Annotated in this window: 9 protein-coding genes; 3 read left to right on the top strand and 6 right to left on the bottom strand. The window is 36.7% G+C overall.

What is annotated here, in order from left to right; genetic code table 11:
- Positions 1-2: 2 nt before the first annotated feature.
- Both A3GQ_RS25470 and A3GQ_RS0101270 read right to left on the bottom strand, forming a co-directional pair.
- Positions 3-992, bottom strand: coding sequence for a protein-L-isoaspartate O-methyltransferase family protein (locus A3GQ_RS25470; protein ID WP_051271084.1), 990 nt, complete (start codon positions 990-992; stop codon positions 3-5).
- 25 nt (positions 993-1,017) lie between these two features.
- Positions 1,018-1,338, bottom strand: coding sequence for a hypothetical protein (locus tag A3GQ_RS0101270; protein ID WP_028775512.1), 321 nt, complete (start codon positions 1,336-1,338; stop codon positions 1,018-1,020).
- 354 nt (positions 1,339-1,692) lie between these two features.
- Between A3GQ_RS0101270 and A3GQ_RS0101265 the strand changes: the two genes are divergently transcribed.
- Positions 1,693-3,069, top strand: a complete 1,377-nt coding sequence (locus A3GQ_RS0101265; protein WP_028775511.1) for a helix-turn-helix transcriptional regulator — start codon at positions 1,693-1,695, stop codon at positions 3,067-3,069.
- A gap of 232 nt (positions 3,070-3,301) precedes the next feature.
- On the opposite strand, the gene A3GQ_RS0101260 is transcribed toward A3GQ_RS0101265, so the two are convergent.
- Genes A3GQ_RS0101260 through A3GQ_RS0101245 form a run of 4 tightly spaced genes read right to left on the bottom strand, consistent with a single transcriptional unit; the run spans position 3,302 to position 10,728 of the window.
- Complete coding sequence (locus A3GQ_RS0101260) at positions 3,302-4,030, bottom strand: M48 family metallopeptidase (RefSeq protein ID WP_028775510.1); 729 nt, start codon at positions 4,028-4,030, stop codon at positions 3,302-3,304.
- Between the two features lies 1 nt (position 4,031).
- Complete coding sequence (locus A3GQ_RS0101255) at positions 4,032-7,061, bottom strand: type I restriction endonuclease subunit R (protein WP_037463553.1); 3,030 nt, start codon at positions 7,059-7,061, stop codon at positions 4,032-4,034.
- Positions 7,058-8,335, bottom strand: coding sequence for a restriction endonuclease subunit S (locus A3GQ_RS27620; RefSeq protein ID WP_051271083.1), 1,278 nt, complete (start codon positions 8,333-8,335; stop codon positions 7,058-7,060). Before A3GQ_RS27620 ends, A3GQ_RS0101255 begins: the two co-directional genes overlap by 4 nt.
- Positions 8,329-10,728 carry a type I restriction-modification system subunit M gene (locus A3GQ_RS0101245; protein WP_028775508.1) on the bottom strand — a complete coding sequence of 800 codons (2,400 nt, stop codon included), beginning with the start codon at positions 10,726-10,728 and terminating at the stop codon, positions 8,329-8,331. The genes A3GQ_RS27620 and A3GQ_RS0101245 overlap by 7 nt, the downstream gene beginning before the upstream one ends.
- Positions 10,729-10,995: 267 nt before the next feature.
- Between A3GQ_RS0101245 and A3GQ_RS0101240 the strand changes: the two genes are divergently transcribed.
- Together A3GQ_RS0101240 and A3GQ_RS0101230 are read left to right on the top strand one after the other, a co-directional pair.
- Complete coding sequence (locus tag A3GQ_RS0101240) at positions 10,996-12,645, top strand: reverse transcriptase domain-containing protein (protein WP_028775507.1); 1,650 nt, start codon at positions 10,996-10,998, stop codon at positions 12,643-12,645.
- A gap of 515 nt (positions 12,646-13,160) precedes the next feature.
- A complete protein-coding gene (locus A3GQ_RS0101230; protein WP_028775506.1) occupies positions 13,161-16,625 on the top strand; it encodes a DUF3109 family protein in 3,465 nt (1,154 codons plus the stop codon).
- Positions 16,626-16,637: the final 12 nt, after the last annotated feature.

The following is a 16,637-nucleotide window of genomic DNA, read 5'->3' as shown; positions in this document are numbered from 1 at the left end:
CCTTACTCACCTCCTTTCAATGAAAGTTTTACTTGGTCCTTCATCAGTATGGGTTGTATCGACTCATAGCTTGGTTTCCCTATACCAACCCAAGTAACCCACCACTTTTCTAAAACCATCGTGTGTTCATCATCTGAAATAATCCATCTGTTTGGTTGACGAAAAGAAACAAGTGCAAATCCATTGGCTGTACTATATCCTATCCAATCTCCATCCTCTGGACGAAAAGCAAACGTATACCCTTCTGAATGTGTAGCTAAAAGATAAGCTCGAATTGCTTGTCCATCTTCTCGGAAGGGAGAAGAAGTAGCTTTCACCTTTAGAAACCTCTCCTTCCACTCTTCCTTTACCTGCCCGTCTTTCATCCAATGAGCTCCAATCCAAAATGGTTCTTCTCCTTCTCCCACTATATCGGCTTGTGACTCTGGACCAAATCGATCAAAATCTACTACTGGCTCAGAAGTCATCGGGATATAACCTTCTGGCCTTACGAGATCCCCTGATAAAGAGCCATCCATTTTCTTAAAACGAACCATCACGGTAGATTGGACAATATCCATCACCTGAAATGGAGTAACAATCAGCCCATCTTCTTCGATTTGATTTGTCCAACTATTAGGAAAATTATCCGGAGTTGTCCACGCAATGATTCGATCATAAGGAGCACAGTTATCATAGCCAAATCGACCATCTGCTGTTACACATGTTACCCACTCAAAGTCTTTTAGCTTCTCACTAGCTCTCTTTGTTAACTTTGGATCGATATCGATCGATACAACCTTTCCAGATTCACCAACTAAAGTAGCTAATAAAGCTGTACTATAACCTGAGCCTGTCCCTATCTCTAAAACTTTCTGTCCTTCCTGTACATCTAGCATTTCAAGATTATCTGCGATCGCTTGAGGTCTAGTAGTCTGAGTGAGTAATGTCCCATCTTTTTGTAACATGTAATAATCTTTATTTACCCGTTCTATTGCTTGACTTACTTTCATTGTGAACCTCCTATTGTCATTGCATTTATTTGCCTGCATACACATCATAGTTTTTTCCGTAAATGTAAGTAATCCCTTCCTCAATCTCTACTACTTGTGCATCCAGCAGCGTGATCTCTATCTTTTTTCCATCTTTGCTGTGAATGGTGAGTTTGCTTATTGGTTTATCTGTCAGGGAGAGATTGTTTTGCAGTTTTTTATCAAAATAGTAATCGATCCTCATCTCCTCTTTTCCCAGTGACAACTTTGATCCACTGTACAGTCTCCAATATGGGCTAATTTTGAGGAATTCTACGAAATCTCTTACCTTTTCTTTGCATCCTTCTACGATTAGTTTTAGTGCCATTTTTATTCATCCCTTTCGTTTGATTTTGCTAAATTAATAAATATTGCTAAAATCAATTACTCCGAAACAAAAGAAGACAGAAGTTGTTTTTTCTATGATGATCATTATTGTTTTAACGATATCGAAATTAATAAATATGAAATAAACTTGTCTTATCGAGAATTAGTGATATATCCATCAAGCACTCACAAACTCTTTTTCTAAATCAATTATAATCACAATATTATAAATTTGAACTGACTGGATTTTTATGATTTTTTACAGTAGCAAATACAAATACGCTTGCAAATAAATTGAAAAATGGATAAATTACGGTAATGAGAATTTTCTAATCCTGTAATTGAGGTGTTGATTTTGGATAAGAAGAGAGTTGGAGTCAAACTCAAAGCGGAAAGAACCAGAAGGGGCATACTTCAGAAAGAAATAGCAGACCAACTAAAAGTGGGAACAACAACAATAAGTAATCTGGAACGTGGCTTTGAAGGTGTAGCAAAAGAAAAATATATTTTGTATGCTCAGGAATTCGGTTTAGCAGAAGAACTTTGTGGAGTAATACCAGAAGAAGAGTTACGAGAAAGACACTATTTAAGAAAACTAGCGAATATCGACGATCTACTAGCAACAAACCCTGAAAAATGGGAACAAGAATTAGAAATGCTAAACAAAGAACTAGATTTCGAATCCGAAACCAAATTAGCTCCTTTTTATCATTTTTTGAAAGGGAAAATTTATCGGGAAAAGGGCAGGAAGATAACCAACCGTGGGACAAGCAATCATTCATCAAATAAAATACTAATCAAGTCAGAGGATTATTTTTTACATGCAATCGATCAAGTCAACAGGGAACACTGCCTCTCTCATACAAACATTAAGTCAACAAGTTATAACTATTTGAGTGTGATCGCCCATAATCGTAATGATTATGCTAGTGCTCTATTCTATGCTAAAAAAGGAATCGAACACTTTGTTGAAGAGGGAGAAAGGCAATATACAAAATACAACCTCCTTTTAAATAAAGCTATCTACTTGGAAAATCTAAATCAAAATGAAAAAGCACGTCTAGCAATAAAGGATTTAAATGATGCTATCAACAATGCAAATGATCCTCATTCCGTTCGTACTTCTGTAATTGCTCAAATGTACTTGATCTATTCGACTGTTCTACACAAATTAAACCTTACCGAAGAAGCCTTACAAAATGCATTCAAAGGAATTGAAATAGCACTTATAAACAATGACTATAACAAACTATTTACTTTATGGTCTTGTGCAGGAATGATCTATTCCTCTCTTGGCAAACTGGACAAAGCAGAAGAATATTTGTACAAAGCTCTCCATATAAATGAAATGGTCACGAAGGAATATTTAAGACCATATAATTATCGATTACTTGGTTCATTATTAGTCCAGCAGAAAAAATTTGAGGATGCTAAAGGAATCCTTGACAAATCAATAGAAATAAGCAAAAAATACAGTGATGAACTATCTCATACAGAATCCCTTTCTGCTTTAGGGAGATGGTATGTAGAACAATCACTATTTACGGAAGCTATCGAAACTTTGAATAAAGCCAGAGACTTGGCCAAGAAACACCATTTCTTACACCTAGAGAAAGAAATCCTAACTAGTTTATGCGAATGTTATGAACAAACAAATCCAGAGGAATTAAAAAATCATTCTCTAGCATTGTATTTTATTATCAAACAAGGGAGGATTTCGAATGCAACTTAATTATGGACCTGGGGACCCAGAAGAGTTTAGATATTAGAAAAAGCGAGCTGATAAATAGCTCGCTTCTTCTATTTTATATCCCTATATACAATACATTTCCCCTAGTTATATTACTAAAAAAATAACATAAGAAAACATAATTAAATTAGTATTATTACAGGTTAAGTTAAACCTTGTACTAATGTACTATCATTTTATGGTGATTAATCTTTTTATTCAAACTCTCTTTGCCCTAATGCTGTTGTTGTGGTTCCCAATTAGTGTCATCCAAAACAAAGTTATTAAGTTCATCCTTATAGATCGACCACTGTGGCATAAACTTGTCCATGTAAGCAACGAATCGATCGTTATGAAGCCGCTCTAGTAAATGAACAAGTTCGTGCACAATCACATACTCCAAACAATGTATTGGCTTTTTAGCCAACTCGAGATTTAACCAAATTCGTTTCTCTAAAATATTACAAGAACCCCACTTGGTTTTCATTTGCTTTACACCCCAAGCTGCAACTTTAACACCAATTTTTTTCTCCCATTTTGCAATGAGTTTAGGAATTTGTAATTTTAGTCGTTGGCGATACCACTCCATCATTACTTTTGCTCGTTGTTCTTGGGTGCTACTTTCTCTTACATATAAATCAATGTAAGTCTTATTCCTTATTACTACTCCAGGCTTGGTCTTTCCATAAATGACATTAAGCAAGTAACGAGTACCGCTTACATAATGACTCTCGCCAGAAACATATTCTCGTTCAGATTGGCGATCTTGACTTGCAAATTTTGCTTGTTGTTTTTTTATCCAAGTCAATTTAGAAATAATAAACAGCCTAATAGCTTCATCATCCATACTCAAAGGAGCAGCTACACGTACCCTGCCGTTAGGTGGATAAACACCTAGATGAAGATTTTTGATATCTTTTTTTACTACATCCAATTCTAAATTTCCGACAGTGATTCGTTGCACATTAGTATTCCCCTTGTTTTTTCACTATCTCAAAAATTGTTTTTACCATTTCTGCGTCTTTAATATGTTGTTTGATTGCATTTTCAACTTCACGTTCCTTGATCTTTTTACCACGCCATCCATCTTTCTTTGTGTATCTTATCGCTTTATCCAAGGCAATAGCAAGCTCTTCATTTTGATTTAAGTTATCGAATAGAGCTCTTTTTGCATTGGAATTCATGCTAGTCGGATAACTAGCAGAGTTACTTGGATTTTTCACTTTTTTACTTAGTTCAATAATTTTTGTTAAATATGATTCGTAGTGTTCTGCAGCTGTTTTGCGCTCTTTGATTAATTTATCTAGCAGGGTCGACATGTTGGCATAATACTTTGGATTAGTCGGCGTTTCATCAATAATTAGTCTTCGAACATTATTCTCAATCGTTTCCGCAATGGCTTCTTCATCTTGTCTGATTCCCTTTGGCATTTCTTTGATCGCTTCTGGGCCTCGCTGGATAATCAACTCAACCAAAGTTAAGTCCTCTAAGACAGAGACTTGTTCACTCTCTTCCGCTCTGATATACGTATCAATTAAATGACGCATCGCAGGCTCATATGCCTTTAAATCAATATAATCACCACTCGCCCGCTTCATCTCTTCCCGAACACTTTCGTAATACTTCACATCATATTTGACCTCTTCTATTTCCTTTGGAGTATAACCTGCTTGTTCCATTTCATTGGCAATATTCGCATAAGCGCGAATCAAAGCAGCAGTTTGCTTATACAAGGCGATTCGCTTTGGTTCATTTTCTTTTAACTCATTAGGGTATTCAGAGTTTTCCGCACAAAAATAACGGATGTAGGCCATTGTATCTTTAGGCGGCACTACTGGTTCACATAGTGCTTTGATACTTTCTAGCGCCTGATCCAAACGTTCCTTAGCTGCCTCCAAGCGATTAGTCAATAATCCCCCTACGTCCGATTGATCATAATCATCAAATGCACCTGAGGTATAATCTGTAATGGAATGCTCCAAACTTCCAAACAAGTCTTTATAATCAATGACATAGCCATATTCTTTGTCGTCTCCATCCAAACGGTTCACCCGGCAAATTGCTTGGAACAACCCGTGGTCACGCATGCTTTTATCAATGTAAAGATATGTTGCTGATGGAGCATCAAAACCAGTAAGTAATTTATCAACCACGATCAGTAGTTTCATCTGAGCGGGTTCTTCAATAAATTTCTTTTTAACCTCTTCTTCAAACACTTCTGGGGGCTTTCCGTTCAACATTTTTTGGTAAATTTCATATTTTTTTAATTTATCCGTTGGTGCTCCTTCGCCTGTACTCTCACCTTTAAGATCTTTAGCTGATGGATTATAAGAAGTGATGATAGCACATTGTCGTAAGCCAGAACGCAGAAACAACTCGTAATATTTGCATGCTTCATAAATGCTGCCCGCTACCAGCATGGCATTGCCACGCCCGCTTTGTAGGCGTTCTTTGATTTCCATATCAAGCATGATATCAGCTACGACTTTTTCTAATCTAGATTGCGAACTGAGCACACGCTGCATTGTGCCCCATTTCTTTTTCAACTGTGCTAAAGCATAGTCCGTCAATCCCCTTGTCTTAGCTTCAAACCACTGGTCTATCTTCTTTTCCGAGGTGATATTTTGATCGATATTTCGTGCTTCATAGCGTAAATCTAGTACTACCTTATCTGAAACAGCTTCATCAAATTTATAGGTATGAATGTATTTACCAAATACCTCAACACTTTTTTGCTTATCTTTTTTGAGCAGAGGTGTCCCTGTAAACCCGATAAAAATCGCATTGGGCAAAATGCTTTTCATTGCTTTATGCAGTTTGTTTGATTGAGTACGGTGACACTCATCCACAAAGACATAAATATCACCTTTAGCTTTAAAATCTTTGGGGATGCTTCGCTTCAGTTCATCAATATAATTTTCGTAAGCCACTTCTTCCTTGCGACCAAACTTATGGATCAGGGAACAGATCAACCATGGAGTAGGAACATTTAATTTCTGTAAGAGATCTTTTCCACTGGCTGTACGATAAATCTCTTCATCCACCCCTTTAAATACTTTTTCAATTTGCTTGTCCAGTTCATCACGATCCGTGATGATCAGTACCCGTGAATCTTTGATATGTTCGCGAATCCACTTGGTCAACCAAACCATTGTCAAACTCTTCCCGCTACCTTGGGTATGCCAAATAATCCCACCTTCGCGAATCCGAAGACTCTCTTGCGCAGCTTTTACTCCAAAATATTGATTGGGTCGTGAGATCTTTTTAATCCCTCGATCAAAAACAATAAAATCATGTACTAACTCTAACAATCTCTCTTTTTGACAGAGCTGAATCAGTTGCCGATCTAAGAGATTTTCGGTCTCGCTGTCTTCTTTCCATGTTAGGTAATATTTTTCCGGCGTCTCGATCGCTCCATAGCGAACCCCTTCTGTATCATTACCTGCCATAATCAGTTGGATCGTCGAAAAAAAGGGCTGAATAAACTCAGCTCGTTGGTTATCCAAGTTCTGGCGAATCCCCTCAGAGACAGATACCGTGCTTCGTTTTAGCTCCAATACCCCAATGGCAATCCCATTTACATACAAGACAATGTCGGGACGCTTCTTGTTCTCTCCTTTGACCGTTACTTCCTCCGCGATGGCAAACGTATTGTTCTGCGGTGTCTCCCAATCAACTAACCAGACTGTCTGAGTAGTATCTCCGATTGTTTCCTTTATTTTTACCCCATAGCGTAGCAACGAATAAACTTCCTTGTTGATATCATAGGGACTCTTCCCTTGGCTGGTAGCTGCTTTCGTAAACGCAAAAATAGCTCGATTGATTAGCCCTTGACTATACCCTTGTTTATGCAGAAACTTGCGCAAGAGAGTCACTTCTAAATTTCTATTATTTGCCCGGTCATTCCAATTCCCTAGATATTCATATTTTAGTTCGCTTTGGAATAGTTTGACGACGCGATTTTGGGTGATACGCTCTTGTTGACCAACTGTCATACTCTTAATCTCACTCTCCCTGTGAGTAATTCTTGCATCATCCCTTGTTTGATAGCATTGTACTTGTCCCGTTTTTGTTCTAAAGCTTCTATCTCGGCATCTATATCACTAAGGATTTGGGCAATTGCTTTTTGTTCTTCAATTGTTTTTGGAAATACCATTGCTAATTCTAAAATATCATTTGTATTAACATAAATCTGTGTTCCTGGTTTTGCTAATCCTACAATTAGGTTATGAACCTCATCACTGTTTATTTTGTAATACAAAAATAAAGGGAAAATATCATTACTAGGTGCTAGTCTCATTGTCCGTTGGTTAAATACGTATTTGCCACTTTCCTTAATCAATAAAACTCTACCAATTATAGTTCCGTTAGATGTTTTATCATTTAAAATCATAGTTAAATCATTTTTGTTTAAGATGAATCTTTTTATTAATTTCTCTATTCCTCTATCAATAAATGTTTGATTTTCAATATATCTTCCTTCACTTGAATAATTTCCAATAGAAACTACTTTAAAACCATCATCGTTATTGAAATATTTCTCAATAGAAGAGCCATTTTGGTAATTACAGATATCCCCTAGTTTTTTTTCTTCCCACTTCCCAGTAAACCCTGGTAAACGTTTTTTTCCAGTTAGTAGATGTTGCATGGTGCCTTGTTTGATGTTTCTCTTTTTGGCGATCAACTGCTCTAGTGAAGTAAGTAATACATCTACATCGCTCAATGCCTCGGCTATGGCTTGTTGTTCAGGGAGTGGCGGGAGAACTATTGGAAGTTTTTTTACAATGGTTCCAGTATAGCTTTGTTGCTTAGTACCTTGACAATATTCTAATGCTAAAGAATCACCATAATTTACATAATAATGAAAGAGATAATCTATTAATAATTCTTTAGTAGGAAAGAGAGCCATGCAAGATTGATTTGTTGTAGACTCCTTTCCAACAATTCCACAACTCCCTCTAGTACCTTTAGCTTCCAATCCAGTAATAGCTATAAGGAATGTACCTTTTGGAAGTATTTTTAAATTAGTTTTTTTTACAGCTTCTTTTGTAATTTTTTCAATTGTATCATTGATTACGTTGTAGTTTAGTTCACCACTTGTAATCCATCTTATATCACCATTATAATAGTCGGAATTACTCCTATATGGAGTGGCTCCGCTTGAAAAACCAGTCAAAACATCCTCGAATTTCTTTAAATTCCATTCTTTAGGAATAACTCCTACTTCAGTCTGTTTATAATCTTCCGATACCATTGTCCCCATCACCATACAAATCCCATCCTTTGTAGATGTGCCTCTACTTTCTCTGTTAGATCTTCCACTTCCCCTTGTAAAGCTGACAAAGGTGTAGCATAACGTTCTGCCAGTTCTTTTACTCGCTTAGATAGCCGCTGCGATATCCTATCCAACTCGCTTTGTATAGCATTTTGGAGTGTTGCCATCCATTTATCATCTACAACAAAATTTTGGATGTCCGCTTCGCTTAGTTCCCTATATTTTGTGAGAACTTGATCATCCAAAGCTTTTCGTGCCAGTTTAAGCTGTTTATTCGCTTCCGCTTCTTGTTCAATCAGTGCTGCATATGCTTGGAGCACTGCTAGTTCATCAGCTGCATATGCATCCTGTTTAATCTCTTTGATCCGTTTCTGGATGCTTGCTTTGCTGATCTTGCCTTTATCTGATTTTACTTCTTCAAGCAAACCATCTTCACCAGCGTGTTCTTCTTCTAACTCTTCTTTTTCACGAAGTATTGCCTCTTTTGCAGTTTCCAGCTGGTCGATCGCTGACTGTTCCTCAGCAAAGTAGCGGTTGACCACAAGGTTTTTGGGGAGTAGATCACAATCCCATTCTTGTTTCTTCTCGTTTACAACAACCACTTCTGCTTTCCAGCCATCGAAAGCAATGAGATACAGATCATCCTGCATGGTTTCCAACCAATAGGTCATTAGATGCTGGTAGATATCATAGGGATCAATCAGCTGAATATCTGAAAAGGACTCCAGAATATCCTCCGCTAGCTGATGAATCACTTCTTTAGGTTTCACACCTTGGCTAAGCTGTTTAAGCATTGCAGTACTGTGTTGTTGCCATGTGGCAAACACTATCTCTACTGCTTGGATATAGCTTTTAAATTCCGAATGAGTAAAAATCGTTTGTTTAATTTCCTCCGAAGGAACCATCAACTTACTGTAACCTGTTCTTAAACTTAGTGAGAACAAAGAATTCTTCAAAGTAGGAAAAACATTCCAGTAAGTTGCTAAATTATTAATATCTCTCTCTGGAATATCTCCTAACAAATGTGCTTCGATATCCTGTATATCTTCACTATCTTGACTGTCTATATACCGAGGAATATTTAGGTTGTACTCATTTTGTTCGATATCGTCTAGTGAAACCATCCTCGAATAGTGGGGAATGGTTAATTGCTTGGTAAAAACGTCGACAATTCTATGCACATCTTGCTCCCTCAAGCGATTTTTGTTGCCATCTTTCATAAAACCTTTACTTGCATCAATCATAAAGATACCTTTGCGGCTTTCGGCGTTTTCTTTATCAAGAACAATGATACAAGCAGGAATACCTGTCCCATAAAACAGGTTGGCTGGAAGTCCGATAATCCCTTTGATAAAGCCTTTGCGAATCAATTGTTTACGGATTTCCGCTTCTGCATTTCCTCGAAATAAAACACCATGAGGCAGGATAATCGCACCTTTTCCTTTATTCTTCAGGGAACGAATCAGATGTAAGAGAAACGCATAATCGCCATTTTTCGCTGGTGGCATACCATAGCCATGGAATCGTTCGTATAAATCATTCGCTGGATCAAAGCCATTGCTCCATGCTTTGGTAGAGAAGGGAGGATTAGCTACAGCAAAATCAAAGGTTTTTAACGTCCCGTCTTCCTGTTTAAAATAAGGTTTGGATAAGGTATTATCTTGCCAAATTTCAGCTGTGGGGTTGTTATGTAAGATCATGTTCATTTTCGCAAGAGCAGCGGTCGCATTATCCATCTCCTGTCCGTAAATAGTAACTCCAAACTGCACTTCATCAGCAGCTTTTAACAGCAGTGATCCTGATCCGCATGTCGGATCGTAGATGGTTTGGTCCTGGCTCTTAGCTTGATTGATACCTATTACTTTTGCCATTATCCTTGAAACTTCAGCTGGTGTATAAAATTGTCCTTTGCTTTTACCTGATTCCGTCGCAAAATGGCGCATTAAGTATTCATAGGCATCACCTAAGATATCGTCACCATCTGCTTTATTGTTCCGAAAGTTTAAACTAGGGTTTTCAAAGATGGCAACTAAATTGGACAAACGGTCTTGCATTTCCTTGCCTTTCCCTAGTTTATCAGGATCATTAAAGTCAGCATCCACATCAATAACCCCTTTGAGGTCATTAGCTTCTGCTAACTTGGCGATGATTTTATTCATTCCATCTCCGATCTCTTTCGTCCCTTTGAGTTTAACCATATCCTGAAAACTTCCATCTTCAGGGATTTCAATCAGTGCATCTACCTTACCTGCATATTTATCGGATACATATTTAACAAACAACAAGATTAAGACGTAGTTTTTGTACTGGGAAGCATCCATTCCACCTCTTAATTCATCACAACTTTTCCATAACGAACTATATAGTTCACTTTTCTTTATTGCCATTATTCTCTTCCCTTCTTTAATTGGAGCCTATCGATATCCCAAAAATCATTGCTGAGATTATTCTATCATTCCTTAAAATTATTCTATAATCGACATACGAGTTCCTTTTTTCGACAAAAATCTATTTTAATCCTGTATTTTATTATTTTAAAACATATTAAAATAAAATATTTGAGTATTTTCTTCATTAAACAAATAACTCAAAAAGGAAAAAGGATTTATATATGCGAATTATTAATAATAACAACTATAGAAAAAGGTGAGCTTTTGATAGTAGATGTAAGAAGATTTAAAGATGCGATAGACTCTAGATTTTGGAAACATATTACTAAAGAATCATCTTTTAAAGATATCTTGGATTACAAAGATACTAGAAAAGATAAGTTTGTATCCGAAGTAGCAAAAAACCTCAATAGTTTCGAACATCATTTCAGCAAACCTTTTTACAACTATATTCCTAAAGCTCATGGTATTCTACGAAAAATAAAATCCTATACATTAGCAGATACTTGTATATATTACTATTGTGTAAAACAGCTAGAAGATTTGTTATCAAATGAGATAAAAAAAACAAATCATGTATTTGGAGGTTTTAGATTTACTAAGGACTTAAAAGTCTCAAAAAAGTATCTTGATGAACTTGCATTTGATCCAGAGTATGGAAGCGTTCTCGCAGAGAATAATTTTAGAGAAGAATGGAGTGACTACCAAAACCTTGCTCAGAGCTTATATGAGCGTCACTATGATCTCTATATTCACATTGATGTTGCTCATTTTTACGATGACATCAATTTAGATATACTTGAAAATAAACTTAGAGATGTTGCTATAAACAAGTCGAAAATTATAGATCTTCTGTTTAATTTTCTACGTCTGTCTGATAAAACAGACCTAGGTTATATTCCTAGTAGTGTGGGTGTACCTCAAGAAGATGTTGGTGAAATGTCTAGACTGTTAGCAAACTTCTATCTCTCATCATTTGATCAAAGAATAGATGAACATATTAATAAGAATTTTACTGATGGCGATTGCTTTTATACTCGCTATGCTGATGACATGTGGTTTTGTTTAAATGGAGATATAAACGAGGCGCATAAATTAATCCAAAAAGTTTCTTTTGAACTAAATAAACTTAAACTTCATATCAACGAAAGTAAATTGAAATTCTTCCATTCCGATGAATTTAATGAATATTGGATGTTTTATGATTGGATTGAAATGTTTGAAAACAAATCCAACATAAACTATCTCTATGATAAATATTGGATTTTACACAATAATAAAGAAGGTAGATGGTTCTCACTCGCCTTATATATACTAAGAGCAATAATTTCTAACAATGAATATCCAAAAGAGGATATTATTAATAACTTATTAACTACATTTGATGAAGCATATAATTTTTTACATTCTATCATTACTGAACCTAAGTTTACATTCAGAATTAACAACGAAACTTCTCTTTTTTTTAAATGCCTTATAAATAAATATCCAAATCTCAAAAGTTGTTTAAAAGACTTCTTATATAGCGATCAGAACATTTACCCCAACGTTGAGTATTTTATTCTTGAATTTTTGGTAGGTACTTGTAATGAAAAAGATACTGATTTCTTTTATGATTATTATTTCAAAGCAACTACCTTAAATCACCACTGGTATTCAAGATGTCTCTGTTTAAAATTTTTAATAAACTATTCTTTTGTACTTGAGAACACTATATACACAAAAGAACTACAAAAATTGATAAAACATTTCGGTAATTCTTCGTACCGATTTAATCGGATTGAAAGAAGATATGCTATGTATTTAATTTACGGACTAAGATTTCGTAAAGGAGATGAGGTTTTAAATAAATTCTTTAATTTACCTGAGGACAAGGCATTCTTAGAGTACATACGTACAATGAGTGGTGTTTAGGAACGGCTATTGATCCAGCATTGGATTACGAACAGAAAGTGAAGTCTCTGCTGATCATGCCTATCAATAAGATGGGACGATTACACCAAGATCAAAGGAAAATGCGTTGCCCAGCATTAGTTTGTTACCAACATATTTAAAGATAGTTAAAATGAATAGATCGCTGTTGAAAAGAACTACTTACTAGATCATAAATTTCCCAAGATTAATTGAACTAAGCTGGAAACACTTAAATTAACTTTTTGAGGAGTTTTGTTCCATTCAGCGATCTTTTCAGGTATACAAGAAATCCTCTCTTTCCATTTCACCCAGAATCGGAAATTCAATGTGAAAGATACACCTATACCTCTATTCATTCCAACACCACCACATAAAATTTTCAAATTTAATTCTATTAGACAGTAATAAAAAACGTAATAGAAGTAAAAATATCTCAATTAGCATCCATTACTTGAACCTCGAATTATTATGCTATAATTCTAACTATGCCAACAATTGCATAAAGAGGTGATATCATGAAACTCGGCTTCAAATCCAATGACTTCATCGGAAGAGATAAAGAACTAGCACAACTGCTAGATATATATGAAGATACCAAAGCTGGAAATACGAATGTGGTGGTTATCGAAGCGGATACGGGGATTGGGAAGACTCGGCTTATCCAAGAGTTGTATCATTACTTGACGATCTATGATGATGACCCGAATTATTGGCCGGATAACCTCGAAGATACGAAGCACACGATGACGATTGTACCGGAGTTTGATGTGCTGGAAAACAACAAAGAATTGCAAATGCCATGGCTGTGGGTGGCGATGCGTTGTCCGAATACGGATGAACGAAACAGTCATTTTCATACGACAGCGTTGAATCAAATTCGCAAGCAGATCAAGTTGCATCTGGGTGGATTGATCGAACGGAAGCGGCATAGTGCAGATAATCGAAAAGCGATGCGCAATGGGGTTTCACTTTTTATCAATTATGCTTTCCCCGGCAGCGGGATGGCATTGGAGCTCATCGCTGGTATACTATCTGGTATAGATAATGGATTAAATACATATGAATCACTCAAAAATTTGGTCAAAAATAAAAAAGAAAATCAGCATCGCGATCGCAACGCCATCCTCGCTCAACAAGAATATACCTCTTTCATCGATCAAACGATGGATATCTTCTCTACTATTCTCTCTACCAATCAAAAGGAGTCGAGACTCCCTCTCATTCTTGTGGTCGATGATGCTCAGTGGGCAGATCCGCTCACGCTCGCATTCACAAAAAAGCTAGTAGAAACAGGGGTAGAAAAGAAATGGCCGATTTTGATTTTATGTACATGTTGGGAATCTAGTTTAAAAGAACAAAACCTAGCATCATCAGAGGATTTGGTACACTTTGGTGCTTTGGTGAAACAAGTAGAAGAGATCTCCCATACCCATCTGATCAAAATGAAGAAATTAAGACATGCAGATATCGAACAGATCATTAGTTTAGAATTAAGCAACATCAGTACACCAGCAAAAAAGAAATTGGCTCGTGATTGCAGCGGCGATTTGGAACTACTGTGGGATTCGATCAAACGAATAAAAAATACGCCGGGTTTTATTGATGCAACTGGTGAGTTACGAATACCTCTATCGCGATTAGATTTTCATTCCAATAAAAAGAAAGAGATAGCTAGGGAAAAAATTTTAGACTTAGGGATAGAAAAGGTTTTGTTGCTGGCATGGGGCAGTGCACAAGGGATTAAATTTTCCAAGCCTTTTTTGGAGCGATGTATACAGAAATTCAAAGATGAGTTCCCTGTAAATCTCACTCATTTTTATCACTTGGATACTCCTCACAATCTGATTAAAATAAAAAACCATGTCCTTTTCGATGAGATGTTTACATTTAATCGACGTTTGTACTACGAGATCGCCAGAGAAATTTTAGAAGATTTACCCCATCGGGAGCAAATCGATGCAATGCTACTCGATTTTTACAAAGAAATCATCACCAGTGCTCAGGTCGATACGTTGGATAGCTATGAGCAGATCACCATCTATGAAGAGTTTCGTTACCATGTAGAGAAGAGTAACCAGCAAGTAATACTCCAAGAACTGTACTCGTTAGCAGGTATCCGATTATTGGAACTCTGTTTGCAAAATGGATTCTTCAAAAGCTGCATGGATGTAGGAGATCGTTTGCTAGCTTCCACTCATCTTTCGAATGAAAACTATAAATATGTCTTAAGCATCCTCATCAAAGCCTCTTTTGATGCTGGTGAAGTCGAGATGGAAGAAATATATATCAAGCTATACTCAGAAAATACGTTTCTCCATAATGAAAAAGATCAAGATTTACTTGGTCTTCTATACAAATCCAAGTATCATCAACGCCTTTTTCACACCGAAAAAGCAGTATCACTAGCAGAAAAAGCGGTCAGCAAAGCAGGTTCGAGCAAAGATTATCAAGCATACAAATGCCATGAACAATTGGTAAACGCCTATTTTTATGCTGGGTTGAATCAAAACGGGTTTGCCACACTAAATAACATGGAACGAGATTTCCAAGATTTTTTGGAAGATAACAAACGGATTAACGCCTCCTTTCATCATACTGTTGCCCTTTTGTGTCATAATGTTGATCTCAATCAACAAGTAGTCGAAAGAGCAGCTACTTGTAAAACGGCCTACTCAGGCTTTCATGATACCTATAATCACATGCTGTCTCGTGTGAATCTAGCTGATGGGTATATGGGAATAGGAATGCTCGCAGAAGCAGAACAAGAAATTAGTCGTGTATACAAGAGAGCAAAAGCAAGCAACTGGGTAAACGCCCATAACATCGCAGCCATTTGTTATGGGAACATTTTAGCTTTACAAGGAAGGCTGTCAGAGGCTTTTCAGTATTACGAAGAAGGGATTTCCCTATCCAAACAGATCAAACACAATTGGGATTTGTATTATGGCTTGATCTGGAGGTCTATGTGTCTTGCGAAATTTGGCGATCCTATTTCTATCCAAAATCTATCGGTTTATAAGAGAGAGTGCGACAACAGAGGATACAACTATTTGTCCTCGTTAGCTGCTTCCTTTTCTCTGTTAGCCTCGTATTTCTTAGCTCAAAAGCATCCAGACAGCAAAGAAATGTTGGCATCGATCGATCAACAGTCTACCCCAGGTCTCTATGCACAAGCAGTTGCAGCTTATCTCCTCGTAGAAAATGTGGAACCAAATGAAGCAGATGCATATATTTCTGACATGATCTCATCCACCTTAAAATGTGAAGGAATAAAGGGATTTCCAGAAGTAATTGGTACTTATATCGAAAAAGCGAGAACCCAAGGCTTAGTAGATCCTGCATCTCTTACACCCTGTGATCAATGGAATGAAAAATATGTAATACCTATCTTACAATTCCGCCAGCAAATCATCAGTGAGTTGGAACAAGAATATAGTGTCCAGCCTAAGATAAAAAGCTGTTCCTTACGTTGTGATGCCATCTGCTGTTATGATGGCGTTTATCTTTTAGAAGATGAAGAAGAATTGCTAAAAACGACAGTAAATAAATACCCTACATACTTTGAACACTTGCCTGAGGAATTTATTGTGGATGGAAACTGGCAAGATATCCAAGTAGGCAGAAAAACAGCCGTAAGACCTCATATCTACAAATCAGATTACCCTGCCCATTTTGAACAGACTCGGTGTGTCTTTGCATTGGAAGGTGGACTTTGTTCCTTACAAAAAGCAGCTACCGCATTGGATTTTCATCCATGGAAGTTTAAGCCTACTGCTTGTTGGTCCTTTCCCATTCGACTAAAGAATGGTCACATCTCTGGTCCTCCTGCAATAGACGAACAAGACCCAGATTATATTGATGAAACATATCCTGGTTATAGTAAATTTGTCCCTTGTGGAAAACATCATGATGATGGTATGAGCTGGTCCAGACACTACCAACAAGAATTGCAATACTTAAAGCAGAAAATAAAAAAATAGAGCGGCTTCGGC

Origin of the sequence: Shimazuella kribbensis DSM 45090 (assembly GCF_000428065.1) — a bacterium.
In the GTDB taxonomy this organism is placed as follows: Bacteria; Bacillota; Bacilli; order Thermoactinomycetales; family Thermoactinomycetaceae; genus Shimazuella; species Shimazuella kribbensis.
Note: the sequence above shows the minus strand (reverse complement) of the source record. Positions and strands in the feature narration are given on the sequence as shown.

Bases quoted from the DNA above. Each gene is read 5' to 3' on its own strand.
- A3GQ_RS25470 (WP_051271084.1), bottom strand. From the start codon at position 992: ATGAAAGTAAGTCAAGCAATAGAACGGGTAAATAAAGATTATTACATG.
- A3GQ_RS0101270 (WP_028775512.1), bottom strand. From the start codon at position 1,338: ATGGCACTAAAACTAATCGTAGAAGGATGCAAAGAAAAGGTAAGAGAT.
- A3GQ_RS0101255 (WP_037463553.1), bottom strand. From the start codon at position 7,061: ATGACAGTTGGTCAACAAGAGCGTATCACCCAAAATCGCGTCGTCAAA.
- A3GQ_RS27620 (WP_051271083.1), bottom strand. From the start codon at position 8,335: ATGGTGATGGGGACAATGGTATCGGAAGATTATAAACAGACTGAAGTA.
- A3GQ_RS0101245 (WP_028775508.1), bottom strand. From the start codon at position 10,728: ATGGCAATAAAGAAAAGTGAACTATATAGTTCGTTATGGAAAAGTTGT.
- A3GQ_RS0101230 (WP_028775506.1), top strand. From the start codon at position 13,161: ATGAAACTCGGCTTCAAATCCAATGACTTCATCGGAAGAGATAAAGAA.